Source organism: Actinoallomurus spadix (assembly GCF_024055725.1).
GTDB lineage: Bacteria > Actinomycetota > Actinomycetes > Streptosporangiales > Streptosporangiaceae > Actinoallomurus > Actinoallomurus spadix.
This window is the reverse complement of sequence record NZ_JAMXMX010000001.1, coordinates 175,294-191,924: the sequence shown is the minus strand read 5'-3', so window position 1 is coordinate 191,924 and position 16,631 is coordinate 175,294. Positions and strand designations below refer to the sequence as shown.

14 protein-coding genes are annotated in these 16,631 nt (G+C 74.1%); 8 read left to right on the top strand and 6 right to left on the bottom strand.

Features of this window, described 5'->3' with window-relative positions:
* Window position 1 precedes the first annotated feature (1 nt).
* On the bottom strand, window positions 2-1,288 hold the full coding sequence (locus NE235_RS00795; protein ID WP_252798682.1) for an MFS transporter: 1,287 nt from the start codon (window positions 1,286-1,288) through the stop codon (window positions 2-4).
* Between the two features lie 239 nt (window positions 1,289-1,527).
* Between NE235_RS00795 and NE235_RS00790 the strand changes: the two genes are divergently transcribed.
* The 5 genes from NE235_RS00790 to NE235_RS00770 all read left to right on the top strand — a co-directional run bounded on the left by NE235_RS00790 (window position 1,528) and on the right by NE235_RS00770 (window position 8,091).
* Window positions 1,528-2,892: a hypothetical protein gene (locus tag NE235_RS00790; RefSeq protein WP_252798681.1), complete on the top strand. Its 1,365-nt coding sequence runs from the start codon at window positions 1,528-1,530 to the stop codon at window positions 2,890-2,892.
* Window positions 2,893-2,926: 34 nt separating this feature from the next.
* Window positions 2,927-4,510 carry an MFS transporter gene (locus tag NE235_RS00785; RefSeq protein WP_252798680.1) on the top strand — a complete coding sequence of 528 codons (1,584 nt, stop codon included), beginning with the start codon at window positions 2,927-2,929 and terminating at the stop codon, window positions 4,508-4,510.
* Between the two features lie 285 nt (window positions 4,511-4,795).
* Window positions 4,796-5,638 carry a nitrilase-related carbon-nitrogen hydrolase gene (locus tag NE235_RS00780; protein ID WP_252798679.1) on the top strand — a complete coding sequence of 281 codons (843 nt, stop codon included), beginning with the start codon at window positions 4,796-4,798 and terminating at the stop codon, window positions 5,636-5,638.
* Window positions 5,639-5,650: 12 nt separating this feature from the next.
* The gene (hydA, locus tag NE235_RS00775; protein WP_252798678.1) at window positions 5,651-7,057 is read left to right on the top strand and encodes a dihydropyrimidinase; all 1,407 of its coding nucleotides are present in this window, start codon (window positions 5,651-5,653) and stop codon (window positions 7,055-7,057) included.
* A 14-nt stretch (window positions 7,058-7,071) separates the two neighbouring features.
* A complete protein-coding gene (locus NE235_RS00770) occupies window positions 7,072-8,091 on the top strand; it encodes a TIGR03842 family LLM class F420-dependent oxidoreductase (RefSeq protein WP_252798677.1) in 1,020 nt (339 codons plus the stop codon).
* Here NE235_RS00770 and NE235_RS00765 read toward each other — a convergent pair.
* Window positions 8,069-9,760 carry a PucR family transcriptional regulator gene (locus NE235_RS00765; protein WP_252798676.1) on the bottom strand — a complete coding sequence of 564 codons (1,692 nt, stop codon included), beginning with the start codon at window positions 9,758-9,760 and terminating at the stop codon, window positions 8,069-8,071. The genes NE235_RS00770 and NE235_RS00765 overlap by 23 nt on opposite strands.
* A gap of 116 nt (window positions 9,761-9,876) precedes the next feature.
* On the opposite strand from NE235_RS00765, the gene NE235_RS00760 reads away from it, so the two are divergent.
* Window positions 9,877-10,734 carry an alpha/beta hydrolase gene (locus tag NE235_RS00760; protein ID WP_252798675.1) on the top strand — a complete coding sequence of 286 codons (858 nt, stop codon included), beginning with the start codon at window positions 9,877-9,879 and terminating at the stop codon, window positions 10,732-10,734.
* Between the two features lie 90 nt (window positions 10,735-10,824).
* Window positions 10,825-12,291 carry a serine/threonine-protein kinase gene (locus NE235_RS00755; RefSeq protein WP_252798674.1) on the top strand — a complete coding sequence of 489 codons (1,467 nt, stop codon included), beginning with the start codon at window positions 10,825-10,827 and terminating at the stop codon, window positions 12,289-12,291.
* Window positions 12,292-12,341: 50 nt separating this feature from the next.
* On the opposite strand, the gene NE235_RS00750 is transcribed toward NE235_RS00755, so the two are convergent.
* Window positions 12,342-12,518: a hypothetical protein gene (locus tag NE235_RS00750; RefSeq protein ID WP_252798673.1), complete on the bottom strand. Its 177-nt coding sequence runs from the start codon at window positions 12,516-12,518 to the stop codon at window positions 12,342-12,344.
* 124 nt (window positions 12,519-12,642) lie between these two features.
* Between NE235_RS00750 and NE235_RS00745 the strand changes: the two genes are divergently transcribed.
* Window positions 12,643-13,032 (top strand): phage holin family protein, encoded by a 390-nt coding sequence (locus NE235_RS00745; RefSeq protein ID WP_252798672.1) that lies wholly within the window; start codon window positions 12,643-12,645, stop codon window positions 13,030-13,032.
* A gap of 121 nt (window positions 13,033-13,153) precedes the next feature.
* On the opposite strand, the gene NE235_RS00740 is transcribed toward NE235_RS00745, so the two are convergent.
* From NE235_RS00740 to NE235_RS00730, 3 genes are all read right to left on the bottom strand, one after another.
* On the bottom strand, window positions 13,154-13,648 hold the full coding sequence (locus tag NE235_RS00740; RefSeq protein ID WP_252798671.1) for a beta-class carbonic anhydrase: 495 nt from the start codon (window positions 13,646-13,648) through the stop codon (window positions 13,154-13,156).
* A 131-nt stretch (window positions 13,649-13,779) separates the two neighbouring features.
* Complete coding sequence (locus NE235_RS00735; protein ID WP_252798670.1) at window positions 13,780-14,289, bottom strand: lytic polysaccharide monooxygenase auxiliary activity family 9 protein; 510 nt, start codon at window positions 14,287-14,289, stop codon at window positions 13,780-13,782.
* Between the two features lie 527 nt (window positions 14,290-14,816).
* A complete protein-coding gene (locus tag NE235_RS00730) occupies window positions 14,817-16,589 on the bottom strand; it encodes a serine/threonine-protein kinase (RefSeq protein ID WP_252798669.1) in 1,773 nt (590 codons plus the stop codon).
* Window positions 16,590-16,631: the final 42 nt, after the last annotated feature.

The following is a 16,631-nucleotide window of genomic DNA, read 5'->3' as shown; positions in this document are numbered from 1 at the left end:
GTCAGCCCGACGCGCGCCGCGCCCTGATCGGCGGGTCCGCCGGCTCGCACGCCGGGTCCCGCGCTGCCGGGTTCCCGCGCTGCCGCCGGTCGCAGGCCAGGCGGTCCGCGCCGGCGGACAGGAGGGCGGCGACACCGACTCCGGAGCACAGCAGGAGCAGCGTACGGCCGCCCAGGCCGGCCATCGCGCCGGCCGCCGCGGATCCGGCCGAGGACACCGCGACCTTCAGCCCGGCGCTGGTCACGAACACCTGCGCGCGGGCCGTGACCGGCGCGTACGCCGTGCGGGCGGTCAGCGTCGCGGTGAAGGAGAGCGCGTTGGCGACCCCGACGAGCGCGAAGGCGACGAGGGTCAGGGCGAACCCCGGCGCCAGCGCGCCGAGGACGAAGGTCACGGCCACGGCGGCGAACAGGCGGAGCGCGAGCCGTTCGGGCTCCCCGCGCAGCGGGAAGATCGTGGCGAGCAGGGAGCCGCCGAGGTTGCCGAGCCCGTACGCGACGGTCAGGGTGGCGCCCGCGCCGGGCCGGCCGGTCAGGTGCGGGCCGAGCACGGCGGCGATGACCGGCAGCGCGCCCATGCCGAGCGCGCCCAGCAGGGTCAGTGTGGTCACCCGCCGCAGAGGCGCGGCCCCGACGAGCACTCCGATGCCCGCGAGGACGCCCGGCGCGGGGTCCGCGGACGCGTTGTTGGAGCGCTCCAAGGACAGGGTCGGCGCGAGCCCGGCGGCGAGGGCGGCCGCGCCGCTCAGCGCGAGCATCGCGGTCAGGGGCCCGAACAGCCCCGCCAGCCCGGCGACCGCGGCCGGGCCGGCCGTGCCGCCGATGCCGTACGTCAGGGCGTCCCAGCCCTGGGCGCGGCGCCGGGCCTTGCCGTCGGCCCCGGACGTGCCGGGCAGCCGGCTGCTCAACCCTCCGGTGAGGAGCGGGCCGCAGCAGCCGGCGGCGGCCACCGCCGCGACCGCCGTCCAGACGGGGGCCCGGCCCAGCAGCAGCGACCCGGCCGCCAGCGCCGCCGCGTAGACCAGGAAGGCCGCCGCGAGGACCCACCGGGCGTCGCGGGCGTGGTCCAGCCGGCGGGCCGTCCAGGGCCCGAGCAGGTGCGGCGCGCTCAGCGCGCCCGCCAGGAGGCCGCCGGTCGCGGCGGCCCCGGGCAGCCGGAGGCCCGGGTCCATGGCGAGCAGGACGAGACCCACCGCCGCCCCGCCGTCCGCGCCCCGCGCGAGGACGGCCGCCGGAACGTACCGGACCAGTCCCCTGGTGATCTGCCCGTCGGTGCGCCCGGCGCTCACGGCCTCATCTCCCTACGTCACCGCACGATGCGGTGACGCTACCGTGGCACGCGCGCGTCACCGGCCGGCCGCCCGCCTCCGGCGGTCCCCCTTCCCGACCGGCGGCACCGTGGCGAACGGGGCGAACACGCCATGAGAACATTCGGCACACTCTTGACGACCGAAAAAATACAGCCCTACATTCGAGCCGTGCCCCCGTGTGTCCCAGAACACACGTCCCCCGAGAACGGAGCGCTTCCGTGCCTCGACGCCTCCTACGCTTCTCCGCGGCCATCGCCGCCGCCGTGACCGCCGGCGCGACCGCCCTGTCCGGAGCCGCCTCCGCCGCGGCCGATCCCGCCCCGTCCCACCTGACCGGCACACTCGCCGACGGCGCCACCTGGATCGCCGACGTGCCGGCCCGGTGGAACGGGACGCTCCTGCTGTTCAGCCACGGGTACGGGCCGACCGTGGCGCAGGACGCCCCGTCCGACGACGCGCGCACCGCCCTGCTCGGCGAGGGCTACGCGCTCGCCGGCTCGTCGTACGACCCGCACGGCTCCTGGTGGGCGCTGAACAGCGCCGAACGCGACCAGTTCGCCACCCTCGACGCCTTCACGCACGCGGTCGCCCGGCCGGCCCGGACCCTCTCCGTCGGCGAGTCCATGGGCGGACTGGTCAACGCCCAGATCGCCCGCGACGGGAAGGGCCGCGTGGCCGGCGCCCTCGGCCTCTGCGGCCTGGTGGCCGGCGGGGTCGACCTGGACGACTACCAGCTGGACGCCGAGTACACGATCGCCTCCCTCCTCCTGCCCGGCCAGGACGTGAAACTCACCGGCTTCGGCAGCGCGGACGAGGCGGCGGCGACGGCTCAGCGGCTGACCGGCGCGGTCACCGCCGCCCAGGCCACACCCGAGGGGCGGGCCCGGATCGCGCTCGCCGCCGCGTACCTCAACCAGAGCGACTGGGCCCCCGGCCAGAACCCGCCCGCCGCCGGCGACGCCGACGGGCAGGAGGCCCAGCAGTACGCCTGGCTGAGCCAGGGAGTGCTCGGGTTCATCGAAAACGGCCGCTGGTCCGTCGAGCAGTCGGCGGGCGGCAACACCTCCGGGAACGCCGGCGTCGACTACGCGGCGCTGCTGCGCGCCTCCGAGCACGCTCCCGAGGTCCGCGCCCTCTACCGCGAGGCCGGCCTGGACCTGCGCGCCGACCTGACCACGCTGACCAGGGGCGCGCACCTGACGGCCGATCCGAAGGCGCGCCGCACGCTGCGGCGGACCTCCACGGCCGGACAGGGCCTGTCCGTCCCGCTCCTGGACCTGCACACCACCTCCGACCAGCTCGTCCCCGTCGAGCAGGAGTCGGCGTTCGCCGCCCGGGTCCGGGCGGCCGGTGACGGCGCGCTGCTCCGGCAGGCGTACGTCGCCCGGCAGGGTCACTGCGCGTTCACCGCCGCCGAGATGGTCGCGGGCGTCCACGCGATCGACCACCGCGTCGCGACCGGCCGCTGGGACCGGGTCGCCGAACCCGCCTCCCTGCAGCGGGCCGCGCAGTCGCTGAACCTCGGCGGCGCCGCCTTCGTCACCTACCGGCCCGGCCTGCTCACCGGCGTCCGCGCCTCCTGACCCCCGTCCCTCCCTCACACTTCCGGGAACACCCATGTCGCATCGCGAACCCGCGGACCCGGGGCCGGCCCGGCTCCCCCTCGGCACGCTCATCGCCGGCTGCCTCGCCGTCTGCCTCGCCCAGATCGCCCTCGCCATCCCAGCCACCCTCAACGGCCTGTTCCAGGAGGACCTGCACCCGATCGGCTCGCAGCTCACCTGGATCTCCGACGCCTTCCTGCTGCCCGTCACCGTGCTGGAGCTGACCTTCGGCGTCCTCGGCGACCTCTTCGGCCGCAAGCAACTGCTGGTCGGCGGCTCGCTCTTGATCGTCGTCGGTGAGATCGTCGCCGCCGCGAGCTCCGGCGTCCATCTGCTGTGGGCCGGGCAGGCCATCGCCGGGCTCGGCGCCGCCGCGCTCTTCCCGACCTCCCTCGCCATGGTCGCCGCCGGGACCCGCACCCACCAGGCGCGGTCCCGCGCCATCGCCATCTGGGCGGCGTCGCTGTCCACCGGCGGCTTCATCGCCCCGGTGCTCGGCGGCATCACCGGCAACTACGGGTCCTGGCGGTGGGCCTTCGTCGTCGTGACCCTCATCGCCGCCGTCAGCACCCTGGTCAGCCTGCTGCTGGCCGCGAACTCCAGCGCGCCCGCGGGCCGCTCCCTGGACCTGGGCGGCCAGGTCACGATCGGCATCGGCCTGTTCGCGCTGCTGTACGCGGTCATCCAGGGCCCCACCGACGGCTGGGGCTCCGGCCCGGTCGTCACGGCGTTCGTGATCGCGGCGGTCTTCGTGGTGCTGTTCATCGTCGCCGAGCGCCGGGCCCGCTCTCCGCTGCTGCGGCTGGACCTGTTCACGAACCGGGCGTTCGCGATCGCGTCGTTCGTGGCCGTGGTCGGCATGTTCAGCTTCCTCGGCACGGCGTACGCGGCGAGCATCCGGCTGGGCCCGATCCAGCACCAGAGCCCGATGCGCTCCTCCGTGGCCTTCCTGCTCCTCAACGGCCTGGCGCTCGTGATGCTCCCCATCACCTCCCGGCTGCTCGACCGGCTGGCCGGCCGCTGGATCCTCACGATCGGCCTGGCGCTCATGGCGGCCGGCGACTTCATCGCCGCGACCCTGCCCGTCTCCGACCGGGCGCTGACCTCGCTGATCCTGCCGCTGGGCCTGGTGGGTGTCGGCTTCGCGCTGACCGTCTCCTCCATCACCGCGACCGCCGTGAACACGGTGCCGATCCACTACGCCGGCATGGCCAGCGCCGCGACGAGCCTGCTGCGCGACTTCGGGTTCACGCTGGGCCCCGCGGTCATCGGCGCGGTCGCGCTGAGCCGGGCCGCGTCGCAGTTCACCGCGGACCTGGCCCATTCGACGCTCAGCCCGGCGGTCAAGGCCGCCGCCGGGCACGTCGCCGCCGAGGGCGGGCCGCTCGCCGTGAACTCCGTTCCGCCCTCCTCCCCGCCCGGCGGCGCGGCGCCCCTCGCGCTCGACGCCCTCGGGCACGGCTACACGATCGGCTTCGCCGTCTGCGGGGTGGCCGCGCTGGTGTCCTGTGTGCTGGCCCTCGTCGCCCTGCGGGGCGGAGTGCGGGAGGAGGTCGCCGAGCAGCCGCCGGCCCAGGAGGCCACCGCCACCGCCTGACCGGCGGAGGACGTCCGGCGGGGCCGGACCGCGGGGCCGTCGCCACCCGTTCGGGTGGCGGCGGCCCCGCGGCGTCCGCGGGCGCCGACACGGGGTCCGCCCATCGCCACCGCGATCCCCGTGAGCCGGCGTCGGCGCAGGTGACGAGGTGCAACGGGGGCGCCGGATCCCGTTACACGGTGGCACTGTACGACGCGCCGGGCGGCTCGTAGCGTCAGCCGACATGAGGGCAGGGAGTCCGTTCCTCCCCTGCGCCGCTCACGCTTCCGCCGAGAGGACGATCCGATGAGCCCGATCGTGCGCGCGGCCCTGGTCCAGGCGACCTGGACGGGTGACACCGAGACGATGATCGCCAAACACGCGGAGCACGCTCGCGCGGCCGCCGCGCAGGGGGCGAAGGTCATCGGTTTCCAGGAGGTCTTCAACGCTCCGTACTTCTGCCAGGTGCAGGACGCCGAGCACTACCGGTGGGCCGAGCCGGTGCCGGACGGCCCGACCGTGCGGCGCATGCGGGACCTCGCCCGCGAGCTGGGCATGGTGATGGTCGTCCCCGTCTACGAGATCGAGCAGCCGGGCGTCTACTACAACACCGCCGCCGTTATCGACGCCGACGGCGCCTTCCTCGGCAGGTACCGCAAGCATCACATCCCGCAGGTCGAGGGGTTCTGGGAGAAGTTCTACTTCCGGCCCGGCAACCTCGGCTGGCCGGTGTTCGACACGGCCGTCGGCCGCGTCGGCGTCTACATCTGCTACGACCGGCACTTCCCGGAGGGCTGGCGCGCCCTCGGCCTGGCCGGCGCCCAGCTCGTCTACAACCCGTCGGCCACGCACCGGGGCCTGTCGTCGTACCTGTGGAAGCTGGAGCAGCCGGCCGCGGCCGTCGCCAACGAGTACTTCGTCGCCGCGATCAACCGGGTCGGCGTGGAGGAGTACGGCGACAACGACTTCTACGGCACCAGCTACTTCGTGGACCCGCGCGGCCGGTTCGTCGGCGACGTGGCCTCCGGCAAGGAGGAGGAGCTGGTCGTCCGCGACCTCGACTTCGGCCTGATCGATGAGGTCCGGCGGCAGTGGGCGTTCTACCGGGACCGCCGCCCGGACGCCTACGGCCCGCTCGTCGAGGACTGAGAGGAGCCGGCCATGGGGACCACCGTGATCCGCGGCGGCCTGGTGATCACCGCCGCCGACGAGGCGAACACCGACGTTCTCATCGAGGGGGGCCGGGTCGCCGCGCTCGCCGCGCACGACAGCGAGGTCGCGCGTGCCTGGGCCGGGTCCGCCGACCGCGTGCTCGACGCCACCGGCAGGTACGTCATCCCGGGCGGCGTGGACGCGCACACGCACATGGAGATGCCGTTCGGCGGGACGTTCGCCGCCGACACCTTCGAGACCGGCACCCGCGCCGCCGCGTGGGGCGGCACCACCACGATCGTGGACTTCGCCGTGCAGACCGTAGGGGAGTCGCTGCGGGCCGGCCTCGACGCCTGGCACGCCAAGGCCGAGGGGAACTGCGCGATCGACTACGCCTTCCACATGATCCTCTCCGACGTGAACCCGGACACCCTGAAGGAGATGGACGGCCTGGTCGACGAGGGCGTCACCAGCTTCAAGCTCTTCATGGCCTACCCCGGCGTCTTCTACAGCGACGACGGCAGGATCCTGCGCGCGATGCAGCGCGCCGCCGGGAACGGCGGGCTGGTCATGATGCACGCCGAGAACGGCATCGCGATCGACGTGCTGGTCGAGCAGGCCCTGGCCGCCGGCCGTACCGACCCGCGTCACCACGGCGAGGTCCGCCACGCGCTGCTGGAGGCCGAGGCGACGCACCGCGCGATCCAGCTCGCGCGGGTGGCCGGGGCGCCGCTGTACGTCGTGCACGTGTCCGCGACGGAGGCCGTCGCCGAGCTCGCCCAGGCCCGTGACCTCGGGCTGCCCGTCTTCGGGGAGACCTGCCCGCAGTACCTCTTCCTGTCCGCCGACGACCTCGCCGCACCGGACTTCGAGGGCGCGAAGTACGTCTGCTCCACGCCGCTGCGCCCGAGGGAGCACCAGGCCCACCTCTGGCGGGCCCTGCGGACCGACGACCTGCAGGTCGTCTCCACCGACCACTGTCCCTTCTGCTTCAAGGGCCAGAAGGAGCTCGGCCGGGGTGACTTCTCCAAGATCCCCAACGGGCTGCCGGGCGTCGAGAACCGCATGGACCTGCTGCACCAGGCGGTGGTCGACGGCCGGATCTCGCGGCGCCGCTGGATCGAGCTCGCCTGCGCGGCCCCGGCGCGCATGTTCGGCCTGTATCCCCGCAAGGGCACGATCGCGCCCGGCGCGGACGCCGACATCGTCATCTACGACCCCGCCGCGATCCAGGTCATGTCCGCCGAGACCCACCACATGAACGTCGACTACTCGGCGTACGAGGGGCGGACCGTTACGGGCCGGGTCCGGACCGTCCTGTCCCGCGGTGAGGTCGTCATCGACGACCGCTCCTACACCGGCCGGGCCGGTCACGGCCGCTTCGTCGCCCGCGAGACCTGCCGGTACCCCGGCTGAGGAAGGCGCGCCTCATGGACTTCGGACTCGTCCTGCAGACCGATCCGCCCGCCTCGGCCGTCGTCGAACTGATGCGCCGCGCCGAGGAACGCGGATTCACCCACGGCTGGACGTTCGACTCCGCGGTGCTGTGGCAGGAACCGTTCGTGATCTACAGCCAGATCCTCGCGCGGACCGAGCACCTGATCGTCGGCCCGATGGTCACGAACCCGGCCACCCGCACCTGGGAGGTCACCGCCTCGACGTTCGCCACCCTCAACTCGATGTTCGGCGGCCGCACGATCTGCGGCATCGGCCGGGGCGACTCCGCGATGCGCGTGGCCGGCCGCCGGCCGAACACCCTCGCCGTGCTCGGGGAGGCCGTGCACGCCATCCGGGAGCTCGCCGAGGGACGTACGGCGGTGATCGGCGGCACGCCCATCCGCATCCCGTGGATCGAGGAGGGCGCCCGGCTGCCGGTCTGGACGGCGGCGTACGGGCCGAAGGCCCTCGCCCTCGCCGGCGCGAAGGCCGACGGCTTCATCCTCCAGCTCGCCGACGTCTACCTCACCGAGTGGATGGTCAAGGCCGTCCGGGACGCCGCGGTGGCCGCCGGCCGTGACCCCGCCGACGTCACGATCTGCGTCGCCGCCCCGGCGTACGTCACCGGCGACGACGCGCCCGGGACCCTGGCGCACGCCCGCGACCAGTGCCGGTGGTTCGGCGGCATGGTCGGCAACCACGTCGCCGACCTCGTGAGCAGGTACGGCGAGTCGTCCTCCGTGGTGCCCGCGGAGCTGACCGACTACATCAAGGCCCGGCAGGGCTACGACTACGCCCACCACGGCCGGGCCGGCAACCCGGACACCGCGTTCGTCCCGGACGAGATCGTCGACCGGTTCTGCCTGATCGGCCCGGCCGAGGCCCACGTCGACCGGCTCCGGCGGCTGCGGGCCCTCGGTGTGGACCAGTTCGCCGTCTACGACATGCACGACGCCAAGGAGACGACGATCGACGCCTACGGCGAGACCGTCATCCCCGCTCTGACCGCCTGACCTCCGCGCGCGGGGCCGTCTGGCCGTCGTGGGCGAGGAGCGCGACGTACAGGGAGGTGAGGCGCTCCCAGTCCTCCAGGTCGATGCCGAGCAACGCCTCGATGCGCTGCAGCCGGCGGTACAGGGTCGGGCGGCTGACATGGAGCGCCCGGGCGGCCAGGGACTTGTTGCGGCCCGTCTCCAGGTACGTGCGGAGCACGCCGAGGAGCGAGGGATCCCGCAGCAGCGGGCCGAGTTCGCGCTCGATGAACGCCTGCAGTTCCGGGTCGTCCCGCAGGAGCCGTACGAGGCCCCGCAGCCGCACGTCTCCCAGCCGGGCGACCGGTCCGTCGGGCGGCGCGGCCACCGCCGCGTCCGCGACGTGGACCGCCTCGGCGAACGACCGGCGCACCTCGTCCAGCACCGAGCACGCGAACCCGGCGCCCAGCACGGCCCGCCGCCCACGCAGGGCCAGCGACTCCCGGACGCGCACCGCGACCCTGCGCAGGACGGCGTCGGAGTCCGTGCCGTAGGGGATGCTCAGCAGCGCGGCCGTGCCCTCCGGCTCGATCCGGGCGACCAGCCCCGCCACCTCCGGCGTCTCCGCCACCGCCCGGCCGACGAGTTCCGGCGTGTCGCCGTGGTCCCCGCCGGCGCGGCCGTCGCCGAGGACACGGACGATCACGGGCACGAAGGTCCGGCGGTCGACGGGCAGCCCGGCGGCGCGGGCCCTGGTGAAGAGCCGGCCGGGCCGGGCGGCCCCGGAGGCCAGGTCGAGGAGCAGCGCCTCCGCGGCCTGTTCCTCCCAGCCGTGGTCCCGGTCGCCCAGTAAGCGGTGCATGGCCAGCGCCTCGGCGGCCCGGGCGCCGAGGATCAGCCCGGACTCCTCCGACCCGGCGTACCCGAACAGGACCAGCCGGCCCCACCGCCGGCCGCGCGCCTCCAGGTCCACGACGATCCACCCGTCGGGCTCGGCGGTCACCGGTCCGCTGCCCGCGCGCTCGGCGACCTGCCGCGAGACGCGGTCCCAGTCGCGCAGCAGCTCGCTCAGCGACGCCCGGTCGCCGGCCGAGGCGAGCACCCGCTGGGCGAGGTTGACCAACACGACCGGGCAGCCGCTGTAGCACGCGATCTCGTCGAGCAGCTGCTGCAGCGTGGCCCCGGCCAGGTTGAGGGCGGTGAGCGAGGACCGGATGTCGTCGGACAGGCTGAGGGCCGCGAACCTGCCGTACAGGAGCCGTGAGTGGACCTCCTCGGTCATCCGGACGAACGGCGCCGGCCGGTGCAGCACGATCAGCGGGATCCCGCACCGCTCCGCCGCCCGGCGCATGGGCTCGGGCGTCGTACGGAACGCGCGGCCGAGGCCGAGCACGACCGCCGCGACGTCCGCGCGCCGCATCGACTCGATGTAGTCCCCCTGGGCCCGGTCGTCGCCGGCCAGGAGCAGGCCCGTGGTCAGCACCATCTCGCCGCCGGTGAGCATGACGGCGACGTCCGTGGCCTCGGCGACGTGCAGCCAGCGCACCGGGCGGTCCAGGTGCGCGGCACCGGCCGCGACCTCGGGCCCCCAGGTCGCCACCAGGTCCAGGTCCAGGACGTCGCGGACCGTGAGCCGGACGGCCGGGGACCGCGGCCCCCGCGCGGCGGGCGTGGGCGCGTGCTCGCTCACGCCGCCGGCCTGCTCCTTCACCACTCAGAGACTATGCCGGGTGCCCCGGGATGCCCACCCTCGCGGGCGGTCCGGAGTGGCGCGCCGCATGATCGTTCCGCTTGCGGCGACGGCGGCGACCTCGGTAAACGTTGGTGGTGAACGAGATTCGAGGCGACCGGCGCACGGACGCGGCGGAGCCCTCCGACGTGCTCACCCGCCGCGCCTCCGTGCCGGACGCGACGGTGGCGTACGGCGACCTGCCGGACCAGGTCGCCGACGTGCGGTTCCCCCGGCACGGCGCGGGCACGGCGGCCCCGCTGGTCCTCATCGTGCACGGCGGGTTCTGGCGTGCCCGGTACGACCGGGCGCACACCGGGCCCATGGCCGACGACCTCGCCGCTCGCGGCTTCGCCACCGCCTCGGTCGAGTACCGCCGCGTCGGGCAGGACGGCGGCGGCTGGCCGGGCACCTTCGACGACGTCGCCCGGGCCGTCGACGCCGTTCCCGGGCTCGCGGCCGGGGTCGTGCCCGGCGGGATCGGCGACGTCGTGCTGCTGGGCCACTCGGCGGGCGGTCACCTGGCGCTCTGGGCCGCGTCGCGGGCGCGCCTGCCCGCCTCCGCGCCCTGGCGGCTCCCGGCGCCGCCGCCGCTGCGCGGGGTGCTCGCCCTCGCGCCGGTGGCCGCGCTGGCCCTCGCGTCGCGCCAGGGCCTGAGCGACGGTGCCGCCGACGCCCTGCTGGGCGGGCCCGCCGGTGACCTGCCCGAGCGCACCGCGCTCGCCGATCCGCTGGCGCTGCTCCCCTCTTCGGTCCCGTCCGTGCTGGTGCACGGAACGGCGGACGAGGACGTTCCGGTCGAGCAGTCCCGCCGGTACTCCCCTGCGGCGCGGGCGGCGGGAGACGACTGCGCCCGGATCGAGCTGCCGGGAACCGGCCATCTCGCGCTGATCGACCCGCTGTCCGGCGCCTGGCCCGCCGTCCTCGACGCGCTGGCCGGCCTGCTCGGACGCTGATTCCACGCCCCGAATCGGGCGTTACCGAGTGTTGCTGCTGTTACCGGTGTTTTCCGGACAAAGACGGGTAGGCGGAGTCCCATGCCTACCGTGGTGCCGAGAGTCGTCGGGGAGCGTTACCGGTTGCGTGAGCGGTTGGCGGCCGGGGGTGTCGGTGAGGTCTGGCGGGCCGAGGACACCGTGCTCGGCCGCACCGTGGCGGTCAAGCTGCTGCGCCCGGAGCACGCCGACAGCGGGGAGTACAGGGAGCGGCTCCGGCTCGAGGGCCGGCACCTGGCCGCCCTGTCCCACCCGCACCTCGCGGAGGTCTACGACCACGGGGACGGGGAGAACGGGCGACCGTTCATCGCCATGGAGCTCATCGACGGCGAGCCGCTGTCGGCCCTGCTCGCCCGGGTACGCACACTGCCGCCCCGGCGCGTCGCCGACATCGTGGCGCAGGCGGCCGACGGCCTGGCCTGCGTGCACGCGGCGGCGCTCGTCCACCGCGACATGAAGCCGGCGAACCTGCTCATCCGCCCGGACGGCAGCGTGAAGATCACCGACTTCGGCATCGCGCGCGGGCCCGAGACGCTCCGGCTGACCCGCACCGGCCAGGTGATCGGCACGCCGCTCTACCTAGCGCCCGAGCAGGCGGCCGGATACGGCGTGACACCCGCCGGCGACCTCTACAGCCTCGGCGTGATCGCCTGGGAGTGCCTGGCCGGACGGCCGCCGTTCCAGGGCGACGACGTGCTGGCGGTCGCCCTCGCCCACCGTGACCGCCCCGTTCCGCCGCTCCCGGCCGGCGTGCCCGAGCCCGTGCGCACCCTGGTCGAGGCCCTCACCGCCAAAGACCCGGCGGCCCGCCCGGACGCCGTGACCGTCGCGGAGCAGGCCCGGCGGCTGCGGGACGACCCGGCCGTGGCCGCCGCACCGGCCGGCCCGGTCGTCGCCGCCGAGGAGGAGCCACGCTTCGACACGCGAACAGGCGCCGTCCCGAGCTCGGCGAACACGTCGTCCAGGATCGACACCGGGTCCGCGTCGCCGCACCGGCGGTCCCTTCTCCTCGGCGTCGGCGTGGTGGCCGTCGCCGCCCTCACCGGGGCGAGCGGGTGGGCGCTGCGCACCCCCTCCGACGCGCGAGCGGTACGCGCCCAGACCGGCGGCCCGGCGCCGGCTCCGTCCCGCCGCACGGTCACCGTCGACCCCGCCGACTACTACGGGCACCGCCTGGCCTCCGTCGTGGAGGCGCTGCGGCGGCAGGGCCTGCGCGTCAGCGTGCGGCACCAGGTCGTCCCGGGCCGCAGTGCCGGCACCGTCGTCGGGCTCACCCCGTCCGGAGCGGTCCCCGTCGGCGCGACGGTCACCCTGTACGCGGCCCGCGCCCTCGCCTCGCCGGCCCCGGCACCGCGCCGGACCGCCCAGGCCACCTCCCGCACCGGCGGATCCGCCGAGAAGAGCCGCACCGTCGTGGGCCGTCCTCCCAGGAAGGCGCCCGGCAAGCCCGAGAAGGCGGAGGGTCACGGCCGGAAGCACGGAAAGGCCGGCCCGCCCGCGAAGCACGGCAAGGACTGACCCGGCCGCTCCGGTGACGATCTACCCGGCCGTACCGGCGCCGGCCGTGGTCAGCGCGCGGCGCGGGGGCCGCGGCGGCGGAAGCGGCCGAGCAGGATCCCGCCGAGCACCAAGTCGGCGAGGAAGACCGCGATCCCGATGAGCAGCAGGAAGAACAGACCCTTCACCACCCATCCGGCGACACCGAGGGCGATCGCCACGAGGATGATGGCCAGGAACAACGCCATGTCGCACCTCCTTCCGGAGTTCCTGGTCAGGGCCATACCCGCCCGGAGACGTCCGTACGACCCGGGCACGTTACTCCGCACCGGTGCCGGGTAGCGCTCGGGTAAAACCCCTAAGGAGACGTCAATGGGCGACGACGAATCGATGTCCGAGCTGCTGGAGGACGTGACGGCGCAGACGGTCCGCCTGGTCCGCGACGAGATGGCGGTCGTCCGTCAGGAGATGGTGGAGAACGCGGCGCGGGCCAAGAGTGGGATGGTGCTACTCGGCGGCGGCGGCGCGCTGATGGCGTACGGAGCGGGGGCGGTCGTGGCCGGTTCGGTCGCCGCGCTGTCCCGGAGACTCCCGCGGTGGGCCGCCGCCCTGACGGTGGGCGGCGGGCTGATCTCCGCCGGGAGCGCGCTCGCGGTGGTCGGCCGGCGTGAACTGCGGCAGGCGTTCCCGCTGGTCTCGAAGGAGTCGACCACGCGGATCAAGGAGGACGCCCTGGACATCGTCGACCGTGCGCTGCCCTGACGGGGCGCCGCGGGAGTCCGAACGGCCGCCCGCCGAGGCGGGGCCGCGCCCCGACCCGGCGAGCGGCCCCGCCGGCGATCTCGCGGCGAGGGCCGCCCCTCGGACGGCCGCCCGTCGTGTCTCAGTCCTTGACCTCCCGCAACCGGCCGGCCTCGACCTCGTAGACGAACCCGCGCACCTGGTCGGTGTGCGGGATGAACGGGTCGCCCTTGATCCGGCCGATGGACTGCCGGACGTCTTCGTCCAGGTCGGCGAACGCCTCGGCCGACCAGTCGGGCTTCACTCCGGTCTCCGCCTGGATCTCCGCCTTGAAATCGTCGTCGGTGAAGGTCAGCATGCCGCAGTCGGTGTGGTGGATGAGGATGATCTCGCGCGTGCCCAGCAGCCGCTGGCTGATGGCGAGGCTGCGCCGCTCATCCGCGGTGATCACGCCGCCGGCGTTGCGGATGACGTGCGCGTCGCCTTCGGCCAGGCCCAGGAGCCCGTACGGGTTCAGCCGCGCGTCCATGCACGCGACGACGGCGACCCCCTTGGCGGGAGGCAGGGGCAGCCCGCCCTTGTCGAACGTCGCGGCGTAACGCTCGGCGTTGGCGAGTAGTTCGTCCGTCACGCTCATGGCATCTCCTGTCCGGTGTACCGGCTGAACGACGCGGGGTGGCACCCGGTCGTGCCGCCCCGCGTCAGGGCATGCACAAACAGTGATGGATCAAACCCCCTAAAGTCAACTGATTTGCTAGGGATTTGGCATCAGGCGACCTGCAGGTCCACGCAGGAGTAGAACGCGTTCGCGGTGTCGGCGATGTTCCATACCGCCAGCAGCTTCACGCGGCCGGACACGTTGCCGAGGTTGATGGTGTGCGAGACGGTGGCCGGCGGCTGGGCATCGCCCCCGCTGACGACGCCGACGCGCGTGTCGCCGATGTAGTACTGCCAGTCGGTGGTGCGGTGGCGGGCGGTGAACACCCACGTGAAGGTGACCGTGCGCCCGACCTGTGTCGCGCGCCAGCCCTTGGCGTCGTCGTCGAGTTCGGCGAACCGGGCGTTCCCGCCACTGCAGCTGCGCAGGCCCTTGGGGCCTTCGACGCTCTGCGGCTCGTACTTGATGTCGCCGCACTGGACGATGCCCTGGGCGCACTGCGCCTGCCGGCTGGGCGGGGAGTTGATGTACCCGTGGGCACTGGCGGTACCGGCCAGCGCCACGACGAGCGCGGGCGCGAGGGCCACGCCCGCGGCGGTGGTGACGAGTCTTCGGTTCATGGCGAGCTCCTCATGGTCGGCGGCCGCCCGGGCGGCGGCCGTGGCGGGGGCACGCATTCGGGCTCGAGGCAGACGGAGGCGGGGCGCGCGGCCGGGCGCGCGGTGGGACGCGAGCCATCATGACCATCTCCAGCATTTCCTTTTGACAGGAAACCTTCCTTTTGATTCGGAGTCTGACTCTGCCGCGATGACGTGTCAATACGGCGAAAGGCGACGTCGCCCGGAGAGCGGTCAGGGGCGGGGCGGGCGCGTCACCCCGGGGTGTACGGCGAATGTCACCGGTGGATGGATGAATCCCGCGCACGGCCCACGTACCTTTTAGGAGGTACAAGGAATACCAGACGACCACTACGGCCCTCGTCCCCGCTGGATTGGGGGGTTCACCGGGGACACCAAGAGGGCCGGTTTCCATACGCTCGGAGTCACTCCGGGCCGATGATGGTGAACGTCCGCGAGCATGCTCTTCGGGGGAAGGGGCGAGCTCGCGGACGTTCACATCTCCGGCGAGAAGCCCCAGGCGTACGCCATCAGGACGCCGGCCGGAAGCTCGCGGCGAAGACGTCGAAGTACCGGCGGCTCCGGGACCACCGGGAGGCGGGGACCGACCAGTACAGGGCGTACGCCCGATGCCCGTTCACAAGGATGTTCCGGTTCAGCACGCGGGTCTTCTCGCCACCGGAGGAGTGCAGGAACTCCAGGTCGGCGGCCTTCTCGAAGTAGCCCGGCACGGATTCCAGCCTGATCCGGGAGTACCCGTCCTCGCTGCGGCGCCGGTAGGCGTCCTGCCCCCGCCAGTCGGCCAGCGGATCGCTCTTCGGATGGGTCGTCTGGTCGATGAGGAGGTACCGGGACGAGCCGGGATCGCGGACGTAGACGTAACCGCCGTCATGGCTGACCTTCCAGCCGCGCGGGACGCCGATGGAGAATCCGGAGTCGTCCTCGTACCGGCGGAAGTCGGCCGGCAGCGCGGCGCCGCCCGGAGACGGGGACCCGGTCGCCGTGTCCCGGGGCTTCGCGGAACTCGCCGGAGCGCTCGACCGGGCCGACGGCGTCGCCGGCGCCGAGGCGCTCCGGCCCGTCCCCCTGCCACTGCTCGTGCCCGTGAGGCCCGCGTGGTGGTGTGACCGGTTCAGGAGAACGGTGAGAGCCCCCGCCGCCCCGAGCAGGAGGACGATCGAGACGACGGCGACGGCTCGTCCGCGCCGGTGCGCCGGGCGTGCCCCGGTGGACTCGTGCGGCGGCTCCGCCCCGAGCGTGCCGTCCCCGGATCGTTCCCGTACGGGTGCGGCGTTCCGTCCAGGCTCGGCGTCGCCAGATCGTTCCGGTACGGGGGCGGTGTTTCGTGCGGGGGCGGCGTCGCGGGATCGTCCGTCCGCGGCGGGACGGCCGACCGGCATCTTGTACGGCACCGCCGGCGAATCCACCGCGTGGGCGCCGTTCCGCGGGTGCTCCCGAGGCGCGGCGCTCGCCGTCTCCTCCTGGGCCGCCACTTCGGTGAGCGCCCGCGCGAGGGCGACCGCGTCGAGACGGTCGGCCGGATCCTTGCGGAGCAGGCTTTCGATGACGGGCCACAGCGGTCCGGCCCGTCGCGGAGGGTTCGGCGGATCGGTGATGATGGCCGTGAGGGTGGCCATCACGTTGTCGCGGTGGAACGGCGTCTCCCCCTCGACGGCCGTGTAGAGCGTCGCGCCGAGCGACCACAGGTCGGAGGCGGGGGTGAGCGGGCCGCCCCGCGCCTGCTCCGGCGACAGGTAGGCGGGAGAGCCGATCAGCACGCCGGACCGGGTCAGCGTCGGCTCCCCCTCCGCGACCGCGATCCCGAAGTCGCCGAGGACCGCCCGGCGGTCCGGGGAGATCAGGATGTTGCCGGGCTTGACGTCCCGGTGCAGGACGCCCGCGGCGTGCGCCGCCGACAGCGCCGCCAGCACCTCCAGCCCGATCCGGGCCGCGGCCGCCGGGGCGAGCACGCCCTCCTCGTCGAGGATCTCGCTCAGCGAACGGGCCGACGGGATCAACTCCATGACGATCCACGGCCGTTCCTCGGCCTCGACGACGTCGAAGATCCGGACGACCCCCGGATGGCTGAGCCGGGCCGCGGTGCGCGCCTCCCGCATCATGCGGCCGCGCATGGTCTCCTTGTCCCGGGCGCTGAGGTTGGGCGGGAAGACCAGTTCCTTGACGGCGACGTCCCGCCCGAGCAGTTCGTCGCGGGCCCGCCACACCGCGCCCATGCCGCCGCTCCCCAGGGATTCGGCGACCCGGTATCTCTCGCCGAGAAGAGTGCCGCTCGCGGAGGACATGCCGCCGGAGATACCCGCGCGTTTTTCGAGTAATCCCCCGGC

Bases quoted from the DNA above. Each gene is read 5' to 3' on its own strand.
- NE235_RS00785 (WP_252798680.1), top strand. From the start codon at position 2,927: ATGTCGCATCGCGAACCCGCGGACCCGGGGCCGGCCCGGCTCCCCCTC.
- NE235_RS00780 (WP_252798679.1), top strand. From the start codon at position 4,796: ATGAGCCCGATCGTGCGCGCGGCCCTGGTCCAGGCGACCTGGACGGGT.
- hydA (WP_252798678.1), top strand. From the start codon at position 5,651: ATGGGGACCACCGTGATCCGCGGCGGCCTGGTGATCACCGCCGCCGAC.
- NE235_RS00770 (WP_252798677.1), top strand. From the start codon at position 7,072: ATGGACTTCGGACTCGTCCTGCAGACCGATCCGCCCGCCTCGGCCGTC.
- NE235_RS00750 (WP_252798673.1), bottom strand. From the start codon at position 12,518: ATGGCGTTGTTCCTGGCCATCATCCTCGTGGCGATCGCCCTCGGTGTC.
- NE235_RS00745 (WP_252798672.1), top strand. From the start codon at position 12,643: ATGGGCGACGACGAATCGATGTCCGAGCTGCTGGAGGACGTGACGGCG.
- NE235_RS00740 (WP_252798671.1), bottom strand. From the start codon at position 13,648: ATGAGCGTGACGGACGAACTACTCGCCAACGCCGAGCGTTACGCCGCG.
- NE235_RS00735 (WP_252798670.1), bottom strand. From the start codon at position 14,289: ATGAACCGAAGACTCGTCACCACCGCCGCGGGCGTGGCCCTCGCGCCC.
- NE235_RS00730 (WP_252798669.1), bottom strand. From the start codon at position 16,589: ATGTCCTCCGCGAGCGGCACTCTTCTCGGCGAGAGATACCGGGTCGCC.